The organism is Streptomyces sp. NPDC101165 (genome assembly GCF_044768135.1).
GTDB lineage: Bacteria > Actinomycetota > Actinomycetes > Streptomycetales > Streptomycetaceae > Streptomyces.
In genome coordinates this window covers 92,761-109,719 of the sequence record NZ_JBIWPG010000022.1, presented here as the reverse complement: position 1 = coordinate 109,719, position 16,959 = coordinate 92,761, and the positions used below count along the sequence as shown (strand labels likewise).

14 protein-coding genes, 1 tRNA gene and 1 pseudogene are annotated in these 16,959 nt (G+C 71.2%); 4 read left to right on the top strand and 12 right to left on the bottom strand.

Annotated elements, in window-relative coordinates:
• Window positions 1-91: 91 nt before the first annotated feature.
• Window positions 92-163 (top strand) — tRNA-Cys (locus tag ACIRVH_RS36855).
• Between the two features lie 78 nt (window positions 164-241).
• On the opposite strand, the gene ACIRVH_RS36850 is transcribed toward ACIRVH_RS36855, so the two are convergent.
• Both ACIRVH_RS36850 and ACIRVH_RS36845 read right to left on the bottom strand, forming a co-directional pair.
• Window positions 242-1,156: a hypothetical protein gene (locus ACIRVH_RS36850; RefSeq protein ID WP_403962907.1), complete on the bottom strand. Its 915-nt coding sequence runs from the start codon at window positions 1,154-1,156 to the stop codon at window positions 242-244.
• Window positions 1,157-1,496: 340 nt separating this feature from the next.
• Window positions 1,497-2,612 (bottom strand): PP2C family protein-serine/threonine phosphatase, encoded by a 1,116-nt coding sequence (locus tag ACIRVH_RS36845; protein WP_403962904.1) that lies wholly within the window; start codon window positions 2,610-2,612, stop codon window positions 1,497-1,499.
• Between the two features lie 214 nt (window positions 2,613-2,826).
• On the opposite strand from ACIRVH_RS36845, the gene ACIRVH_RS36840 reads away from it, so the two are divergent.
• The 3 genes from ACIRVH_RS36840 to ACIRVH_RS36830 all read left to right on the top strand — a co-directional run bounded on the left by ACIRVH_RS36840 (window position 2,827) and on the right by ACIRVH_RS36830 (window position 5,950).
• Window positions 2,827-4,017 carry an NAD(P)/FAD-dependent oxidoreductase gene (locus tag ACIRVH_RS36840; RefSeq protein ID WP_403962901.1) on the top strand — a complete coding sequence of 397 codons (1,191 nt, stop codon included), beginning with the start codon at window positions 2,827-2,829 and terminating at the stop codon, window positions 4,015-4,017.
• A 10-nt stretch (window positions 4,018-4,027) separates the two neighbouring features.
• The gene (locus ACIRVH_RS36835; protein ID WP_403962899.1) at window positions 4,028-4,966 is read left to right on the top strand and encodes a sigma-70 family RNA polymerase sigma factor; all 939 of its coding nucleotides are present in this window, start codon (window positions 4,028-4,030) and stop codon (window positions 4,964-4,966) included.
• A gap of 195 nt (window positions 4,967-5,161) precedes the next feature.
• Window positions 5,162-5,950 carry a VOC family protein gene (locus ACIRVH_RS36830; protein ID WP_403962897.1) on the top strand — a complete coding sequence of 263 codons (789 nt, stop codon included), beginning with the start codon at window positions 5,162-5,164 and terminating at the stop codon, window positions 5,948-5,950.
• Between the two features lie 25 nt (window positions 5,951-5,975).
• Here ACIRVH_RS36830 and ACIRVH_RS36825 read toward each other — a convergent pair whose 3' ends face one another.
• The 10 genes and pseudogenes from ACIRVH_RS36825 to ACIRVH_RS36780 form a co-directional block, all read right to left on the bottom strand.
• A complete protein-coding gene (locus ACIRVH_RS36825) occupies window positions 5,976-7,136 on the bottom strand; it encodes an SUKH-4 family immunity protein (protein WP_403962894.1) in 1,161 nt (386 codons plus the stop codon).
• A 236-nt stretch (window positions 7,137-7,372) separates the two neighbouring features.
• Complete coding sequence (locus ACIRVH_RS36820) at window positions 7,373-7,498, bottom strand: hypothetical protein (RefSeq protein WP_393463861.1); 126 nt, start codon at window positions 7,496-7,498, stop codon at window positions 7,373-7,375.
• Complete coding sequence (locus tag ACIRVH_RS36815) at window positions 7,495-9,804, bottom strand: xanthine dehydrogenase family protein molybdopterin-binding subunit (RefSeq protein WP_403962892.1); 2,310 nt, start codon at window positions 9,802-9,804, stop codon at window positions 7,495-7,497. Before ACIRVH_RS36815 ends, ACIRVH_RS36820 begins: the two co-directional genes overlap by 4 nt.
• Window positions 9,801-11,405 carry a 2Fe-2S iron-sulfur cluster-binding protein gene (locus ACIRVH_RS36810; RefSeq protein ID WP_403962889.1) on the bottom strand — a complete coding sequence of 535 codons (1,605 nt, stop codon included), beginning with the start codon at window positions 11,403-11,405 and terminating at the stop codon, window positions 9,801-9,803. The genes ACIRVH_RS36815 and ACIRVH_RS36810 overlap by 4 nt, the downstream gene beginning before the upstream one ends.
• Window positions 11,402-12,295 (bottom strand): FAD binding domain-containing protein, encoded by an 894-nt coding sequence (locus ACIRVH_RS36805; RefSeq protein ID WP_403962886.1) that lies wholly within the window; start codon window positions 12,293-12,295, stop codon window positions 11,402-11,404. Before ACIRVH_RS36805 ends, ACIRVH_RS36810 begins: the two co-directional genes overlap by 4 nt.
• A gap of 224 nt (window positions 12,296-12,519) precedes the next feature.
• Window positions 12,520-14,145: a beta-N-acetylhexosaminidase gene (locus ACIRVH_RS36800; RefSeq protein WP_403962883.1), complete on the bottom strand. Its 1,626-nt coding sequence runs from the start codon at window positions 14,143-14,145 to the stop codon at window positions 12,520-12,522.
• Window position 14,146: 1 nt separating this feature from the next.
• Window positions 14,147-14,983, bottom strand: a complete 837-nt coding sequence (locus tag ACIRVH_RS36795) for a carbohydrate ABC transporter permease (RefSeq protein WP_403962880.1) — start codon at window positions 14,981-14,983, stop codon at window positions 14,147-14,149.
• A pseudogene (locus tag ACIRVH_RS36790) lies at window positions 14,955-15,770 on the bottom strand (RNA-guided endonuclease InsQ/TnpB family protein); the annotation flags it as partial. The pseudogene ACIRVH_RS36790 and the gene ACIRVH_RS36795, both read right to left, overlap by 29 nt.
• Window positions 15,771-16,068: 298 nt before the next feature.
• Window positions 16,069-16,350: a DUF3039 domain-containing protein gene (locus tag ACIRVH_RS36785; RefSeq protein ID WP_031159440.1), complete on the bottom strand. Its 282-nt coding sequence runs from the start codon at window positions 16,348-16,350 to the stop codon at window positions 16,069-16,071.
• Window positions 16,351-16,379: 29 nt separating this feature from the next.
• The gene (locus ACIRVH_RS36780) at window positions 16,380-16,952 is read right to left on the bottom strand and encodes a YqgE/AlgH family protein (RefSeq protein ID WP_403962877.1); all 573 of its coding nucleotides are present in this window, start codon (window positions 16,950-16,952) and stop codon (window positions 16,380-16,382) included.
• Window positions 16,953-16,959 lie beyond the last annotated feature (7 nt).

Here is a 16,959-nt window from a genome sequence, read left to right as displayed (position 1 = left end):
TTCATGAACGCGGTGTGGCAGTCACGTTGCAGGGGCGGGGTTTCCCTTGAACCCCTCTCTCGCCGCCCCGTACGTTCATTCCACGAAACACGGCCGTGTGCCCGAGTGGTTTAGGGGCTCGCCTGCAAAGCGAGTTACGTGGGTTCGATTCCCGCCACGGCCTCTACCTGCCTGACCAGGCAAGACGAAAGGGCGGCACCCCTGCAGGGGGCCGCTCTTCGGGTCACACCAACTGCGCTCCCTACTTCCCTCCCAGCAGGAGCGCCACAGTTTCGGCTCCGCGTGCCTTCTTGTAGAGGGTGACCAGAACGATGATGCCTGTCACGGTCGTGAGAGGTCCGGCAACCTCGGCCGGCAGGTGAAGGAGAGCCACTCCAACTGCTGCTGCTGCAATCAGTAGAGCCGCGGCTACGGTTCTCAGCACCTCACGATCACGCACAGGCTCGTACCCTTCCAGCTCGCCTTCGTCCAGCAATGCCCCGACGCGCCCCTCGGCAAGGCGATCTCCAATGCGGACAAGCATGAGCCCCAATTCCCGCAGGCCGGCCTCAGGGTCTGCATCCACCCGCGCCGCTGCTGCACGAAGCGCCGCGATCACCCGCCCCGCATGATTTTTCAGCTCAACCCTTTGATGCCTTAGAGGGGTAGATGTGGCTGGTCGAACCTTTTTCCATGCTTGACGTATCTCCGATTCAGCCAGCGGCATCACACAAGCGCTCCTCGACAGTGAGTCACGAACCCATCCACGCGCCGATAGAGCGCGACCGCATTTGGCCGCATGGGAGTACAAGACCAAAACTGCCCTGGACTGCCTTTCAATCTGCCGTAGAGTTCCACGATGGACGGCAGATTCGGAAGTACCATCGCCTACCAGCGCAGTTAGCGGCTTGAGTGGCCTGACGATATAGATGGCCGCCATCACAAGCAGCCACGCACCAACCAAGAGCACCGCACATTCATACCAGACCGTCACGCCACCCCACCCCCTCTCGACCACCCCTCCCTCCACGGCGCGATAAACCGACTCCCCGAACATGAAGAGGTTGCGAAAAGCGAATCCATAACCATGGATCACGCCGAAAGAAAAAAACGCGAAAAAAATGACCAGCCGAGCAGCGAAAACACTCATGAAAGCAAATGCCCAGCGCTCCGCCACTCTCTTTCTCCAACGTTTCCACTCGACCCCTAATTCGGAGAGACCGCGCAGGGCTGAGGCCTCATATTTCATCGCGATACGTCGTGCTCGACGATGCAGATACCTTGATCGCAGAACAGAGATGGCCACCATCGCATTTTGCCAGCAGCGAGAGTGCAACGGGTGAGTTTTTTGCATTACGGCCGAGAGAGGAGCATCGAGGATGAGTTGGCCGCGCTCGTCCAGGGAAGACCGAGCCGCTTTCCCGGGTCTTCACTTCCTCGGCGATCTTCAGAAAGGTTGTTCGATTCCCGCCACGGCCTCTGACTGGCTGACCAGGCGAATCCCGCGCTCAGGCGGGTCACAGGCGCACGATGACCAGGGCGGTGTCGTCGGTGGCGTCACCGGGTGGGAGCAGGTCGCCGAGCACGGCGTCAGCGAGGTTCTCGCAGTCGTCTGCCTGGTGGCGGGCCAGGGAATCGGCGAGCCGAGCGAGGCCGGTGTCGATGTCCTCGCGGCGGCGTTCGACCAGGCCGTCGGTGTAGAGCACGAGGGTGTCGCCCTCGCGGAAGGCTGCGGCAGCCTGGATCCGCGGGGCGTGTTGAGGGCAGGCGGCCAGTGGGGGGTCGGTGGCCTGGTCCAGGAACTCGACGGCCCCGTCCGTCTGGGCGAGGGCCGGTGGGAGGTGACCGGCGCTGCTGTAGGTGATGGTGTGGGTGTCCCAGTCGATGTATGCCGTGGCCACGGTGGTGTTCTCGGCGCCGTCGATGGTGCGTGCGTACACACCCAGGACCTCCAGGGCCCGGGCGGGTCCTTCGGTGACGAGGCAGACGGCGCTGAGGGCGCTGCGCAGTTGTCCCATGACGCCGGCCGCGGGCAGGCCATGGCCGACGACGTCGCCGACCGCGACGGCGATGCGGTCGCCGGGCCGGTCGATGAGGTCGTACCAGTCGCCGGCCACGTTCAGCGCTGCGGCGGCAGGCCGGTAGCGCACGGCCGCCGGGTGGCGGCCGACCGGGCGAGGAGCGGCCAGCATGGCCTCTTGCAAGCTCAGCGCGACTTCGCGGGCGCGGATGAGTTCGGTGACCTCCTCCACCCGGTGCAGCAGCAGCGCCACCTTCCCGTCCGGACCGAAGACAGGAACATTGATCCAGGTCCAGTACCGCTCGTCCCGTACCCCGGGCCGTTCAGAGTCCTCCACATCGGCGCGCTGCAGCGCCATGCTGTCGCGCTCACCGGTTTCCGCCACCCGGAGCAATGACGCCTGAAGGTTGGGCGTGACGGCCGTGCCAGGGGCGTCCGGGTCGTCGCGGAAGTCGTCGGGCAGGTAGCTGCCGATGACCTGCTCGCGGGTGCGGCCCAAGGTCCGCGGGAACCCCTCGTTGGCGTCCGCGTAGATCAGCTCCGGGGTCAGCAGTGCCACCGCCCCGGGAAGGGCCTGGAACACCGCCGCGTAGTCGATCTCCGATTCCGCCACGTCTTTTCCCGCCTTGACGTCGCCGCAGGTGCTTATCTCCACGATAGGACCCGTGCGGCGGAGCCGGGCAGGTCGCATGGGGCGGCCGGCAGGAAGGGCTGAGGAAGTACCGTTCACCCCCCACCCCCGAGTGACGCGCGTCACACCCGGCTCCTGTCAGCGATCGGGGTGCCATCTCGTTCAAGGGCCACGCGAACGAGACAGGAGCCATGCCATGAAGCACCGCATCGTCGTACTCGGCGCCGGATACGCCGGGGCCTTCGCCGCCGGGAACCTGGCCCGTCGGCTCTCCCCCGCCGACACCGAGATCACCGTCGTCAACGCCGTGCCCGACTTCGTCGAGCGGATGCGGCTCCACCAGCTCGCGATCGGCCAGGACCTCGCGGGGCTCAAGCTCGCCGACGTATTCACGGGCACCGGGGTGCGGCTGCGCCTGGCACGCGTCACCGGTGTCGACCCCGGGCGCAGGACCGTCGCCGTGACCGGCGAGGACGGCGACGGCGAGCTCGCGTACGACACCCTTCTCTACACGCTCGGCAGCTCCGTGGCCCACCATGGCGTCCCCGGCGTGGCCGAGCACGCCTTCGACGTGACCGGCCGGTCCTCAGCGCTGCGTCTGCGCGAGCGCCTGGCCGGCCTGGGCGAGGGCGGCACCGTGCTGGTCGTCGGTGAGGGGCTGACCGGCATCGAGACCGCCACCGAGTTCGCCGAGTCCCGGCCCGACCTCTCGATCGCGCTCGCCGCCCGCGGCGAGCTGGGCGCCTGGCTCTCCCCGAAGGGCCGCCGTCACCTGCGCCAGGCCTTCGACCGGCTCGGCATCACCGTCCACGAGCACACCGGCATAGAAGCCGTCGAGCCGACCCGGGCGATCGCCGCCGACGGTACGTCCGTCCCGGCCGACGTGACCGTGTGGTCGGCCGGGTTCGCCGTGCCCGCCATCGCGGCCGCCGGCGGCCTGGAGGTCGCCGAGACCGGCCAGATCGTCGTCGACCGCACCATGCGCTCGGTCTCGCACCCGGACGTCTACGCCGCCGGTGACTGCGCCTACGCGATCGGCGAGAACGGCCGGCCGCTGCCGATGTCCTGCGCCTCGGCCGGCTACACCAACATGCAGGCGACCGCCGCGATCATCGCGCGCCTGACGGGCAGCAAGGTCCCGACCACCGGGCTGAAGTACTACGGCAACCACATCAGCCTCGGGCGGCAGGACGCGATCTTCCAGATGGTGGACGGGGACGTCCGGTCGAAGTCCTGGTACCTGGGCGGCCGGACCGCCACGCGCCTCAAGTCGGGCGTGCTCAAGGGGGCCAGGTGGAGCATCGTGCACCCGACCTTCGGCATGCCGAAGCGCAAGCGGCGCCTCGCCACCGCACCTGACCGGGGCGGTGTGAGGGCCGCCGCCTAGGCTGCTCCGCATGGACAGTGCGGCCATCGATCGGTTCGAGGCCGGCCGGGACCGGCTGGCCTCGCTCGCGTACCGCCTGCTCGGCTCGGCCGCCGACGCCGAGGACGCCGTGCAGGACACGTTCCTGCGCTGGCAGGCCGCGGACCGGGAACGGATCGAGGTGCCCGAGGCATGGCTGACCAAGGTCGTCACCAATCTCTGCCTCGACCGGCTCCGCTCGGCGCAGGCGCGCCATGAGCGCGCTGTCGGCGACTGGCTGCCCGAGCCACTCCTCGAGGGCGACCCGATGCTCGGCCCTGCCGATACCTTCGAGCAGCGCGAATCGGTGTCCTTGGCCGTACTGACCCTCATGGAGCGCCTCTCGCCCGTCGAGCGGGCCGCCTACGTCCTGCGCGAGGCCTTCTCGTACCCCCACGCCGAGATCGCCGGGATCCTCGACATCACCGAGTCCGCGAGCCAGCAGCATGTCCACCGGGCCCGACGCCGGGTCGCCGCCGAGCGCCGCGCCGGCGACGAGGTGGACCCCGCGTCCGCGCGCCGGATCGTCGAGGAGTTCCTCGCCGCCGCCGTGTCGGGGCGCACCGAGCGGCTGGTGGCGATGCTCACCGCCGACGCGGCCGCGGTCTCGGACGGCGCCGGACTGGCCAGGCGGCTGCTGCGGTACACGACGCGCGAGCGCATCGCCTCGTATGTGCGGGCCGGCTTCAAGCCCACTCCGGCGAAGCGGCGGCTGGCCGGCGGGTCCCCCGCGCTCCACATCGCACGGGTCAACGGTTCCCCGGCCGTCGTCGCCGTGATCGACGGCCGCGTCGTGGGCACCGTGGCGTTCGAAGTCAGCGACGGCAGGGTCGCGTCCCTGCGCGGCATCGCCGCCGCGGACCGGCTCGCGCGCCTCGACGAGGCCTGGCGGCAGCGCGAACCCGACGCGCCGGTCATCAACGCATGGTGACCGGAGCCACCGGAATCCAGTGACCCGAGTCGGAGCAGCCGCAGCTGTTCAGAACCGTGCGCCCCGCCCCGATGAGCCATGGGCCGAAACCCCGCAGAGCCGTATTCGTTTCTCAGTGCGGACCCGAGAAACGCGGTTCGCCCGAGCCGGTGCGGCGGGCGGCGGCGTGCCGAACCCACGGTGGAGGACCACACCATGCTGACGACCGATTACGTGCCGGGCGCTCCGAACTGGCTGGATCTGGGGAGCCCGGACACCGACGCGAGCGCCGCCTTCTACTCCGCCGTCTTCGGCTGGGAGTTCCGGTCGGCGGGACCGGAGGCCGGTGGCTACGGCTTCTTCCAGCAGGACGGGAAGACGGTCGCGGGCCTCGGTCCGCTCACCGAAGAGGGGGCGAGTCCCTCCTGGACGGTGTACTTCCACACGCCGGACGCCGACGCCACCGCCAAGGCCGTGGAGCAGGCGGGTGGCACGGTCCGGGTCGCTCCGGCGGACGTCTTCTCCTTCGGGCGGATGGCTGCCTTCACCGACCCCACGGGAGCGGACTTCGCCGTCTGGCAGCCGGGCGGGACCAGCGGCCTGGAGGCTGTCGGCGTCCCCGACAGTCTGTCCCGGGTCGAGCTCTACACCTCCGACGCCGGCGCGGTGAAAGCGTTCTACGGGTCGGTCTTCTCCTGGCGGATGAACGATGTGCCGATGGGCCCGGAGCTGACGTACACACTGCTGGCCCCGGCCGGTGCCGGCGCAGAGGGGAACCACGGCGGGCTGATGCAGCTGCCCCAGAAGAACCTCGACGCCGGATCGACGGCGGAGTGGCATCCCTACTTCGAGGTGAGTGACTGCGACGCCACGTTCGCCGGAGCCACCGCGGCCGGAGCCACCGTCCTCATCCCGACCACCGACGCGCCGGGGGTCGGCCGCTTCGCCATGTTCCTCGACCCCGTCGGCGCCGCCTTCGCCATCATCAAGAGCGCCAGGGGCTGAGAGTCCGGTCCCGGCACCGCCCGCCTCAGAGCACCCCGCCCGCCTCGTCCTGGAACAGTTCCGTCCAGTAGTGCCAGTCGGTGTTCCGGGACAGGGCCGTGGGGTCGATCGAGGTCAGGGTCCGGATCATCGCCGCGGCCAGTTGGTCGTAGGCGTCCGTCGTCAGTTCGTTGCCCAGGTGCTCGTCGATCGTGCGCTCGTGGTGCAGGAGCCAGAGGGTGAAGGCCAGGGTGGAGACGTCGGTGTTCAGGGGGTAGAGCGTCGCCTCCGGCTCGCTGAAGGTGAGGATCGCGCCCGTTCTGCCGTCGATCACCAGGCTGTTGTCCTCGACCAGGTAACCGAGGCGGATCAGGTGGTCGGAGTGGGCCGGGAGGTCCTCCAGGGGGTATTCGCCGGCTCGCTCTCCGGTGAAGTACTCGGTGAGGGTGGGCAGCGGGACGTCCGTGTCGGCGTGGAAGAGGACGGCCTCCTCCGGCAGGCCCGTCTCGCGCAGGAAGCGGCGGGTCGGCTCGTGGGTGAGCGTGGTGGGGAAGTCCACCTCCTCGAAGCGGGCCACCCGGCCGTGGCCGAACTCCTGGTCCAGGACGCGGCCGGGGACGTCCAGGGTGAGGCCGGACGTCGCGCCGGGGCCGGCGATGAGGGCGAGCGGGCGGATCAGGGCCGCCGCCTTCCAGTACGGCGGGACCTCGCCGTCCGTGCCCTCCGCAAAGAGCGCCAGGAGGCGGCGGGAGGCCTCGGTCACCGTCTTCGGGCCGTACTGGCCCGACAGGGAGGAGAAACGGCCTCGCAGGCCCGCGAGTTCCTCCGTGACGGCGGCGAAGCGCAGGAGGGTGTCGAGGGAGGGCGCGAAGGGGCGGGGGTCGGACGGGGCGAAGAGGTAGGCGGTCGTGAGCTCGCCCGTGTCGCCGTCGAGCAGGATCGACTCGCGCTCCATGCCGGCGGGGTTGAGGAGTTCGCCTATCACCAGGCGGCTGCGCAGCTCCTCCGCCAGGTGGAAGGGGCCGTCCGTGGCGTCACCGAGGGTGCGCAGGCCGTGCGTGCGGAGCGGGGAGAACGTCAACAGGTCGGTGTCCGTGGGCAGTCCGAGGCCCGTGAGCAGACCGCGCGTCGGCGCGTGCGTGACGTACCGGTCCAGCTCCGCCTCGGTCAGCGTGATCGCCGGCACCCCGGCATCGGTCGTGCTCATCGCTCCCCCGCGATCTTCCTCGGTGCGTCGGTCCCTGGGCTGGGCATGCCCGGCCGCCCTCCGGCTTCCCTCGGAAAGCGGCGGTCCCCCACTGCCCAGAACACTACGCCGCACCACTGACAACGCCCGTCGGAAAAGACGCCGGGCGGCCCTCGCCCGTTCCGTCCCGGCCAGGAGTTGTGCGACCGTCGACTCGCCGGACGCCGTCACCCCGGTGATGGCGACGACCCCGTCCCTCAGGTGAAGTAGATGCCGCCCAGGACGACCGCCAGGGCCGCCACGGCGAAGATCAGGATCCACAGGAACAACTTGCCCACGCTCGGCGGGGGTTCGTAGCGCGGTTCCTCGGGGGGCGTGGTCACTGGGGGGTCACCACCGCGGCCTGCGGGCGGATCGGGAGGCGGTTGACCGGGCGGCCCGTCGCCGCGCGGACGGCCGAGGCGATCGCCGCCGGTGACGTCACCACCGGGACCGCGCTGACCGACTTGGCGCCGAAGGGGGCGACCACGTCCCGCTCCTCGACCAGCTTCACGATCCGGACGTCCGGCGCGTCCAGCGCGGTCGGCAGGGCGTATCCGGTCAGGTCGGGGTGGCGGATCAGGCCGCGGGGCGTCCGCAGGTTCTCGGTGAGGGCGATGCCCACGCCCTGGGTGACGCCCGCCTCGATGCGCGAGGCCAGCTGCGCCGGGTTCAGCACCCGGCCCACGTCCTGGGCGACCGCCAGCTCGACCACCCGGACCGAGCCCAGTTCGATGTCCACGTCCACCACCGCGCGGATCGCGCAGAAGGCGAGGCCGACGAAGGCGTCGCCCTGGCCCTCGGCGTCGAGCGGCTCGGTGGGGTGCGGGCGGCACTGGGCGGTGGCCCACAGCTCCTTGCCGTCCAACGCCTCGGTGACGGTCGTCGACAGCACGCCGTCGTACGAGGTGATCTTGCCGTCGGTGATCTGGAGGAGCTCCGTCGACATGCCGAACTTGTGCGCCAGGGGCTGCAGCAGTTGCGTGCGGACCATCTTGGCCGCGCGCTCCACCGCGCCGCCGGAGACCCAGGTGTGGCGGCCGCGGCAGCCCGCGCCCGCCGGGGGCTGGTCGGTGTCGACCGGTGCCACGTGCACCTCGTCGATGCCGAGCGTGTCCTGGACGATCTGGCGGGCGAGGGTGGTGAAGCCCTGTCCCGTCTCGACGGCCGCGCACAGCACGGTCGCGACGCCGTCGTGGACCTTCACGGTCGCCGTGGAGACCTCGTCGGCGCCCTCCGAGCCGAGCATGTGCACCATGCCCAGGCCGTAGCCGACGCCCCGGCGCACCGCGCCCGGCTCGCCCGCTCCCTCGGGGCCGCCGGGCAGCAGCCAATCCTCCTCGGGCGTGTCCTTGGGCAGCGCCGGGAGGGGGTAGTCGCGGACCGCCTGGAGGAGTTCGGCCACCGGCGCCGGGCAGGTGACCGTCTGGCCGATCGGCAGGACGTCCCCGGTCGCGAGCACGTTGCGCAGGCGCAGCTCGGCCGGGTCCTCGCCCAGCTTCTTCGCGAGCTTGTCCATCTGCGCCTCGTAGGCGGCGCACACCTGCATGGCGCCCTCGCCGCGCACATGGCCGGAGGGCGGGTTGTTGGTGCGGACGGCCCAGCCTTCGATGAAGGCGTTCGGGACGACGTACGGGCCGCAGGCGAAGGAGACGGCGGCGGCGAGGGACTCGGCGGAGGTGTCGGCGTAGGGGCCCGCGTCGAGGAGGATCTGCGCCTCGACCTTGACCAGCCTGCCGTCGGCGTCGGCGTGGTGGCGGTAGCGCAGCAGGGTCGGGTGGCGGTGGGCGTGGCCGAGGAAGGACTCCTCGCGGGTGGCCGTGAGCTTCACCGGGCAACCGGTCTTGAGGGCGAGCAGGCCGAGCGGGAGCTGGAAGCCCTGGTCCTCGCGGTCGGCGGTGGCGCCCGGCACCCCGGTGACGACGATCTTCACCCGATCAGGGGACAGGCCGTAGCAGGCCGCGGCGGTGTTGCGGTCGGTGTGCGGGTCGGTGGAAGCCAGGTACAGCTCCACGCCGCCGTCGGGACGCGGCACGGCGAGACCGGCCTCGGCGCCGATCGGGGCCGGGTCCTGGCGGCCGATGCGGTACAGGCCCTCGACGACGACCTCGCCGACCGCGTCCGGGTCGCCGTGGCGCAGCGGGATGTGCCGGATCAGGTTGCCGTCGGGGTGCAGGGGCTCGGCCTCGAAGGCCTGCTCCGGGTCGGTGATCGGGTCGAGCACCTCGTACTCGACGATGATGGCGGCGGCGGCCATCCGCGCGGTGTCCGGGTGGTCGGCGGCGACCGCCGCGATGGGCTCGCCGTGGTGGCGCACGACCTCGGAGGCGAACACCGGGCGGTCGGGCGTGCCCCGGCCGTACCGGGGGGTGCCGGGCACGTCCTCGTGGGTGACGACGGCTCGTACGCCGGGCATCTCGCGCGCGTGGGTGGTGTCGATGGAGACGATGCGCGCGTGTGCGTGCGGGGAGCGCAGGACGGCCGCCCACAGCAGGCCCTCGGCCCACAGGTCGGCCGCGTACGGGAAGGTGCCCTCGGTCTTGGCGCGGGCGTCGGCGTGCGGCAGCGAGGCGCCGAGGCCGTGCGGCAGCGGCTCGGCCGCCGGGGCCGCTTCGGACGCGGTGGTCGCGGTGGCGGCTTCGTTGCTCACGCCTGGCCTCCGTCCTGGCCGTACTGCTGCTCGTGCGGTCCCGGTGGGCCGAAGGTGCCGGGACTGTCGAAGACACCGTGCGCCTCGAACGCCGACGGGTTGACGCCGCCGGAGCCTGGGCCCGCCTGGTGCGGAATACGTGCCTCGTCCCCGTCCGTCTCCGCGTCGGCGGCGGTGTGCGCCTCGCGTTCGGCGACGACTTCCTGGACGGCGTCCAGGACGCCCCGGTAGCCGGAGCAGCGGCACAGGTTGCCGCACAGGGCCTGCCGGGTCTCCAGCTCGTTCGGCGCCGGATTGCCCTCCAGCAGGTCGTGCACGGTCATCGCCATGCCCGGCACGCAGAAACCGCACTGCACGGCACCGCACCGGGCGAGCGCCCGCTGCACGTCGGAGGGCTGCCCGTCGACGGCCAGGCCCTCGACGGTACGGACCTCGGCGCCGGCCGCGGTGACCGCCGGGACCAGGCAGGAGGCGACCAGGCGCCCGTCCACCTGCACGTTGCAGGCGCCGCACTCGCCCTGCGAGCAGCCGTCCTTGGCCCCGGCGAGGCCGAGCCGCTCCCGCAGGACGTACAGCAGGGACTCGCCGATCCAGGCGTCGGTGACGGGCCGTTCGCCGCCGTTGACGCGCAGGACGTACGAGGCGAGGGGGTGGTCGTCCTGCGGCCCCTGGGCGGACTGGTCCGGGTCCTCGGCGGCGTCGTGCTCGGAGGCCTCCGGGTCCTCGGAGGCCGAGGTGTGTGCCGCGGGCTCGACGGGGTCCGCGGTGGTGTCCTCCGGCGGGCCGGCCGGGTCCGCTTCGGCGGCTTCCGGCGCGGTGTCCGCCGTGGCGGCCGGGAGCACGGGGTCCGCCGGGGCCGGCGGTGCGGCCGTGTCCGGCGTTTCCACGGCCTCCTGTGCGGCCGTCGGGGCCGCGGCCTCACCGTGCTGCGCCGGGCCGTCAGCGGGGCCCTCAGGGGCCCGTGCGGGCGCTGTGGCGGCGTACTGCGCCGGGGGCGCGTACTCCGGCGCCGGGGACGCGTCGGCCGTGTGGGGTTCGGCGCCGGGCTCCGGCTGCCCCCAGGGCCCGCCCGCGGTCTCCGTCGCCCAGGGCGCGGGCGCGCCGCCGGGCAGGGTGGCCGGAGGGGTGCCGCCCCACTGCTCGACCAGCGAGGACGTGGTGAACTCGCCCGACTCGTCGGGGAGATCTCCGCCGGCGACCGGGATGGACCACTGCCCGGTGACGTCGTGCCCGGGCCCGGTCGGGGCCGCGGGCTCCTCGAAGGTCCACTGCTGGGTGGCGGCGGGGTGGTACGCGAACCGGTCGTCCGCCGCCTGCTCCTGGGGCACGGCGTTCGGGTCGGGCCACTGGTGGCCGTCGGCGGGCATGGTCCAGCTGCCGGTGCCGGCCGGATCGCTCGGCCCGGGGGTCGCCGTTATCTGCGGCGGCACGTAGCCGTGGCCGGGTGCGGCCAGGGGACTGTCACCGGACAGCAGGGCGTCGATGCCGCCCTCGGGGAGCTTGACGAAGGCGGTGGCGCCGTCGTCGTAGTCGCCCTGGGGCAGCGGGTCCCAGCGGCCGGCGCCCTGGGACGTGCCCTCTCCGTGCTGGTCGTCGGTCACGACAGCGCCCTCCCCAGTGCTCGTCGGGCCAGCGCGGCGACGGTGCGCCGCAGGTGCAGTACGGCGGGCGGAAGCGGGGCCACGGAACCGTCCGGCTCCGGGGCGGGGTCGGGGATGCAGGCCGCGGCGACGTACTCCCCGAAGGCGTTCAGGGCCTCCGGGACGAGCGCGCGGTCGTTGTCCCAGTCGATGAGCCCGGCGACCCACTGCTCGGCCTCCAGGGGCCTGAGCGGCATCGGCGCTATGGCACCGACGGCACACCGCACCCCGCGCCGGGCCGGGTCGAGCACCAGGGCCACGGAGGCCACCGCGCGGCCCGGGCCGGTGCGTCCGGTCGCCTTGAGGAAGACCTGCGGGGCGTGCAGCAGCGGCACGCGCACGTAGCCGATGAGCTCGCCGCCGCGCAGCATCTCCACGCCGGCCAGCAGATGCGACACCGGGATCTCCCGGCGGGCTCCGCCCGGGCCCGCGATGATCAGCGTCGCCTCCAGGGCGGCGAGCACCGGCAGCGCGTCCCCGGTGGGGGCGGCGGTGGCGATGTTGCCGCCCAGGGTGCCCGCGTTGCGGATGTGCGGCGGGCCCGCGGCGCGCGCGGCGGCCGCGAGCGCCGGGATCAGGGCCGCGAAGTCGGGGCGGCCCATGCGCGCGTGGGTGAGGCCCGCGCCGAGCAGCGCGTGGCCGTCCTGGTACTGCCAGCCGCGGATCTCGCTGATCCGCCCGAGGCCCACCAGGGCGGCGGGCCTGAGCTGGCCGGAGTTGACGGCGGCCATCAGGTCGGTGCCGCCCGCCACGGGGACGGCCGCGGGCATGGCGGTGAGGGCCGCCACGGCCTCGTCCAGTGTCGTGGGCAGCGTGACGGCCTGCGCCGCCTGCGGTGCGTGCGTGGTCAAACCGGCTGCCCCTTCCCGCTGCCCCACCTGGTCCCTCCTGTGTGGCCGTACGGTACGTGCTCACAGGGCGGACGTGGCAACTCTGGCACATCTTCGCAAGACCCGAACGCGGGGGTCCGCTAGGAGGCATTCGCCCACCTCATCGGGTAGATGGTCCGTTTTCGCACGGCTTCACCCGTGTATTCCTATTGCCTCTCTTCGGTGATGCCGACAGGTTTTTTCCGTTATCTGTTCGGAGGCGGTCCCTCCAGCGGCCGGCCGAGCACACCGGGGCGCCGCTGCCACGGCCGCGGCCCGGTGAGCGGCCGGTAGGCGACGCCGAGGGCGTCGAGTCGCCCGTAGTGGGCGGCCATACGGCGCTCGAAGTCCGCGAAGTCCCGCTCCTGCGGGGCGGGAAGCCGGCTCCAGGCGACCTCCGCGAAGGCGGCGAGCCTCGGGAAGGCCTGGTAGTCCACGCGCGCGGCGTCCTCCATCACCTCGGTCCAGACGTTGGCCTGGGTGCCCAGCACGTGCCGGGCCTCCACCTCGCTGAGCTGGGACGGAACCGGCTCGAACCGGTAGACGTCCTCCAGGGTGCGCACGAAGCCGATCGGCACGGGCTCGTCCTCGCCCGGGGCCTGACGGTGGTCCAGGTAGACGTACTGCTCCGGGCACATGACGACGTCGTGCCCGGCGCGCGCGGCCGCGACGCCGCCCCCGTAGCCGCGCCAGGAGGACACCGCCGCGCCCGGCGCGAGTCCGCCCTCCAGGATCTCGTCCCAGCCGATGAGCCGACGCCCGCGCGCGGTAAGCCACTTGTCGAAGTGCCCGATGAACCAGGACTGCAACTCGTCCTCGTCGGCGAGCCCGAGTTCCGTGATGCGGGTCTTGGCGGCCACCGACTCGCTCCACTGCTCCTTGCGGCATTCGTCGCCGCCGACGTGAATGAACTCCGAGGGGAACAGCTCCAGGACTTCCTCGAACACCCCCTCGTAGAACCGCAGGGTGGTGTCGGTGGGGGCGAGTACGTTGGCCGAGATCCCCCAGGTGTCCCACACGGTCAGGGCGGTGGTGTCGGTGACGTCGGTGTTGCCCAGTTCCGGATACGCGGCGACGGCGGCCTGCGAGTGGCCCGGCACGTCGATTTCCGGGACGACGGTGATATGCCGCTCGGCGGCGTAGGCGACGATCTCCCGGATGTCGTCCTGGGTGTAGTAACCCCCGTGCGGCTTCTCCTCCCACAGCGGCGAGGCCCGGTGTCCGAATTTCGTCCGCGCACGCCAGGACGCGACCTCGGTCAGCCTGGGATGGCGCCGGATCTCGATCCGCCAGCCCTGGTCGTCCGTCAGGTGGAAGTGGAAGACGTTGAGTTTGTGCGCGGCCATCAGGTCCAGATAGCGCAGGACGCCTTCCTTGGGCATGAAGTGCCGGGCGACGTCGAGCATGAGACCGCGCCAGCGGAAGCGGGGGGAATCCTCGACGGTGACCCTCGGCAGGTCCCACGCCCGCCCCGGCCGCACCGGCGCCCGGCGGAACGCGTCGGGGCCGAGGAGTTGCCGGAAGGTCTGCGCTCCCCAGAAGACACCGGCCGCGCCGCCGCCCTGGATGCGGTACGGGCCGTCGTCGCCGACCAGCCGGTAGCCCTCCGGCGGCAGGTCGGGCTCGATGCTCAGCACGAGCCGGTCGGCACCCTCGCCCTCCTCCGGAAACGGCAGTCCGGTCGCGGCACCGACCGTGGCACGCAGCCACCGCGCGACGCCCTCCGTGCCCGGCCGCGCCTCAAGGGCCGTACCGCTGCCGAGGCTCGTACGGCCGGCGGTGTTCCGGGAACAGCGCGCCGGAGCCGGAATCAGATCCACCTTGTCAGTCACGTCAGTCCTTAACCGCTCCGCCCAGCCCCGAGACCAGGCGTCGCTGTACGAGTACGAAGAAGACCAGCACCGGAATCGTCATCACCGTGGACGCGGCCATGACCCCGCCCCAGTCCGGCTTGTAGAAGACCAGCAGGGTCATCGGCAGGGTCGACTGCGAGGCGTCGCTGATGATGAAGGACTTGGCGAACAGGAAGTCGTTCCGGGCCGAGATGAAGGAAAACACGCTCGTGGCCACCAGGCCCGGGAAGACGAGCGGGAAAAGGATCTGCCAGAGGAATCTCCCGCGGCTCGACCCGTCCAGGTGCGCGGCCTCCTCCAGCGCTTCCGGCACGGCTTTCACGAACCCCCTCAGCATCCAGATCGCGAAGGGCAACGAGAACGCGATGTGGGGCAGGAGCAGCGAGCCGAGCGTGTTCAGCCGGCCGAAGTCCCGCACGAGGAAGAACAGGGGGATGGTGAGGGCTTCCACGGGCACCGTCTGGGCCACCAGAAAGATGATCAGCAAGGTGGTCCGGAAGCGGAAACGGAATCGCGCGACGGCGGTCGCGGCGAGAAACGCGATCACCGCGGAGACGATCACCACACTGCCCGCCACCACCACGCTGTCGGCGAAGTAACGGCCGAATTCCTGCTGCCCGAAGACCCGCCGGAAGGAGTCCGGGGACGGCGACAGCGTCCACGGCCGGGGCCGGTCGGTCTCGATCTCGCCGGCCGGCCTGAAGGCGCTCGGCACCATCCAGTACAGCGGGAAGGCGACGGCGGCCGCGATCAGCAGGGCCGAGACTTCTGCCACGAACCGCCACGGCCGCGCCACACGCACCCGAAGAAGATTCACAGCTCCTCCCCCTCCCGGCGCAGGATCCGCAGGTGACAGGGGCCGTTGACCTGGCCCCGCGTCGCCACAACTCCCACGCGCGGGCGCGGATGTTGCGGGAGCCGTTCCGATCCGCGTGATCAACGAATCCACAGGACCGGCATGCGAACCAGGCCTGAGAGACGCGATTCGCCTTGGCTACGTGCCCGCACTCGGCGCAGGTGCGCGACGGGTACGCCGGATCGACGTACACCACCGGTACCCCGGCCTTGCGGGCCTTGTACGCGATGAACTTCCCCAACTGGGCGAAGGCCCAGGAGCGGAGCGTGACCCGGTGGGGCTTGGCCGGCCGTACCCTCTCGCGGATGCTCGTCAGATCTTCCAGGGCGATGCCGCGCGAGGTGCGTTCCGCCTCGGCCACGATGCGCTTCGCAATCTTGTGACTGATGTCCTTTGCCCGCCGCGCCTCCTTACGGCGGCGCTTCTTCAACCGGCGCTCGGCGGACTTGGTGTTCTTCCTCTGCAGCTTGGACCGCAGCTCCCGCTCCCGCGCCCGGGAGCGATTGGCCTGCAGCCCGGCCATGATCTCGCCGTCGCTGGTGGTGGCGATATTCACGATGCCCAGGTCGACGCCAAGGAAGTCCACCGGATCCGAATTCGGGGACGCCTCGGGCACGTCGCAGGTCGCCGCCAGGAACCACATGCCGTCCCGGTGCGCAAGGTCCGACTCGCCCTGTCGGCAGGAAGCCAGGAGCTTCACCTGCACGACGAGCTCCATATCGTCACGCTGTCCCTCAACTACCCATATGTCAGAGGAACTTAAGAAATGCGATGCCACCGCACGAACCTCCCGGCAGTAGGGCGCGCGTACGCCCGCGGAGTGCGGCGCCCCGTAGCCGTCCCGTCCGCCGCCTCCACCACCCGGCTTCAGGTTGCAACATATGCAACGGCTATTTCGTTCCGCGCAACACCTTGGAGACTATGGACAACATGAACATGGCGACAAGAGGTCTCCACCACTCTGTGACCAGAAAACACAAAGGCCCCCGGGACGCGTCGAGACGCGTCCCGGGGGCCCTGAAGTCCTCAGCCGGGCGGGGAGACCCCTACTTCTTGTCGCCGCCCTTGTCGTCGCCGCCGCTGCCCATGGACTCGTAGATCTCCTTGCACATGGGACACACGGGGTACTTCTTCGGGTCGCGGCCGGGCACCCACACCTTGCCGCACAGCGCCACGACGGGGGTACCGTCGAGGGCGCTCGCCATGATCTTGTCCTTCTGGACGTAGTGGGCGAAGCGCTCGTGGTCGCCGTCGCCGTGGGACACCTGTGGCGTCGGCTCTACGAGGGTCCCCGTACCAGTCCCGCGCTCGGGCTCGAGAGTGCTCATATCAGCAAGAGTACTGAAGCTCACAGGCATCAGTTGAGCGACGGGTCGTCCGGGTACGTGGCCACCATCGCCAGCTCGTTGCGCTGGCGGCGGAGCACCTCGCGCCAGAGTCGCTCGGGGGCCGGCGAGGACACGTCGCCCGGCTCGGACTCGACGACGTACCAGGCGCCCTCCACCAGCTCGTCCTCCAGCTGGCCGGGGCCCCAGCCGGCGTATCCGGCGAAGATTCTCAGTGAGCCGAGGGCCGAGGCGAGCAGCTCCGGCGGGGCCTCCAGGTCGACCAGGCCGATCGCGCCGTGCACCCGCCGCCAGCCGAGCGGGGCGCGGTCCCCGTTGGCGCCGCCCGGGATGACCGCAACGCCGAGCGCCGAGTCCAGCGAGACGGGTCCGCCCTGGAAGACCACGCCGGGCTCACCCGTGAGATCGGCCCAGCCCTCCAGGATGTCGCTCACGTCCACCGGGGTGGGGCGGTTGAGGACGACACCGAGGGAACCCTCCTCGTCGTGGTCGAGAAGGAGCACCACCGCACGGTCGAAGTTCGGGTCCGCCAGGGCGGGCGTGGCCACGAGCAGCCGCCCTGTGAGCGAGGACACCTCGGTCATGCCAGAC

Excerpts from the sequence above, each read along its gene's own strand:
- ACIRVH_RS36840 (WP_403962901.1), top strand. The coding sequence starts at position 2,827 with ATGAAGCACCGCATCGTCGTACTCGGCGCCGGATACGCCGGGGCCTTC.
- ACIRVH_RS36835 (WP_403962899.1), top strand. The coding sequence starts at position 4,028 with ATGGACAGTGCGGCCATCGATCGGTTCGAGGCCGGCCGGGACCGGCTG.
- ACIRVH_RS36830 (WP_403962897.1), top strand. The coding sequence starts at position 5,162 with ATGCTGACGACCGATTACGTGCCGGGCGCTCCGAACTGGCTGGATCTG.
- ACIRVH_RS36825 (WP_403962894.1), bottom strand. The coding sequence starts at position 7,136 with ATGAGCACGACCGATGCCGGGGTGCCGGCGATCACGCTGACCGAGGCG.
- ACIRVH_RS36785 (WP_031159440.1), bottom strand. The coding sequence starts at position 16,350 with ATGAGCACTCTCGAGCCCGAGCGCGGGACTGGTACGGGGACCCTCGTA.
- ACIRVH_RS36780 (WP_403962877.1), bottom strand. The coding sequence starts at position 16,952 with ATGACCGAGGTGTCCTCGCTCACAGGGCGGCTGCTCGTGGCCACGCCC.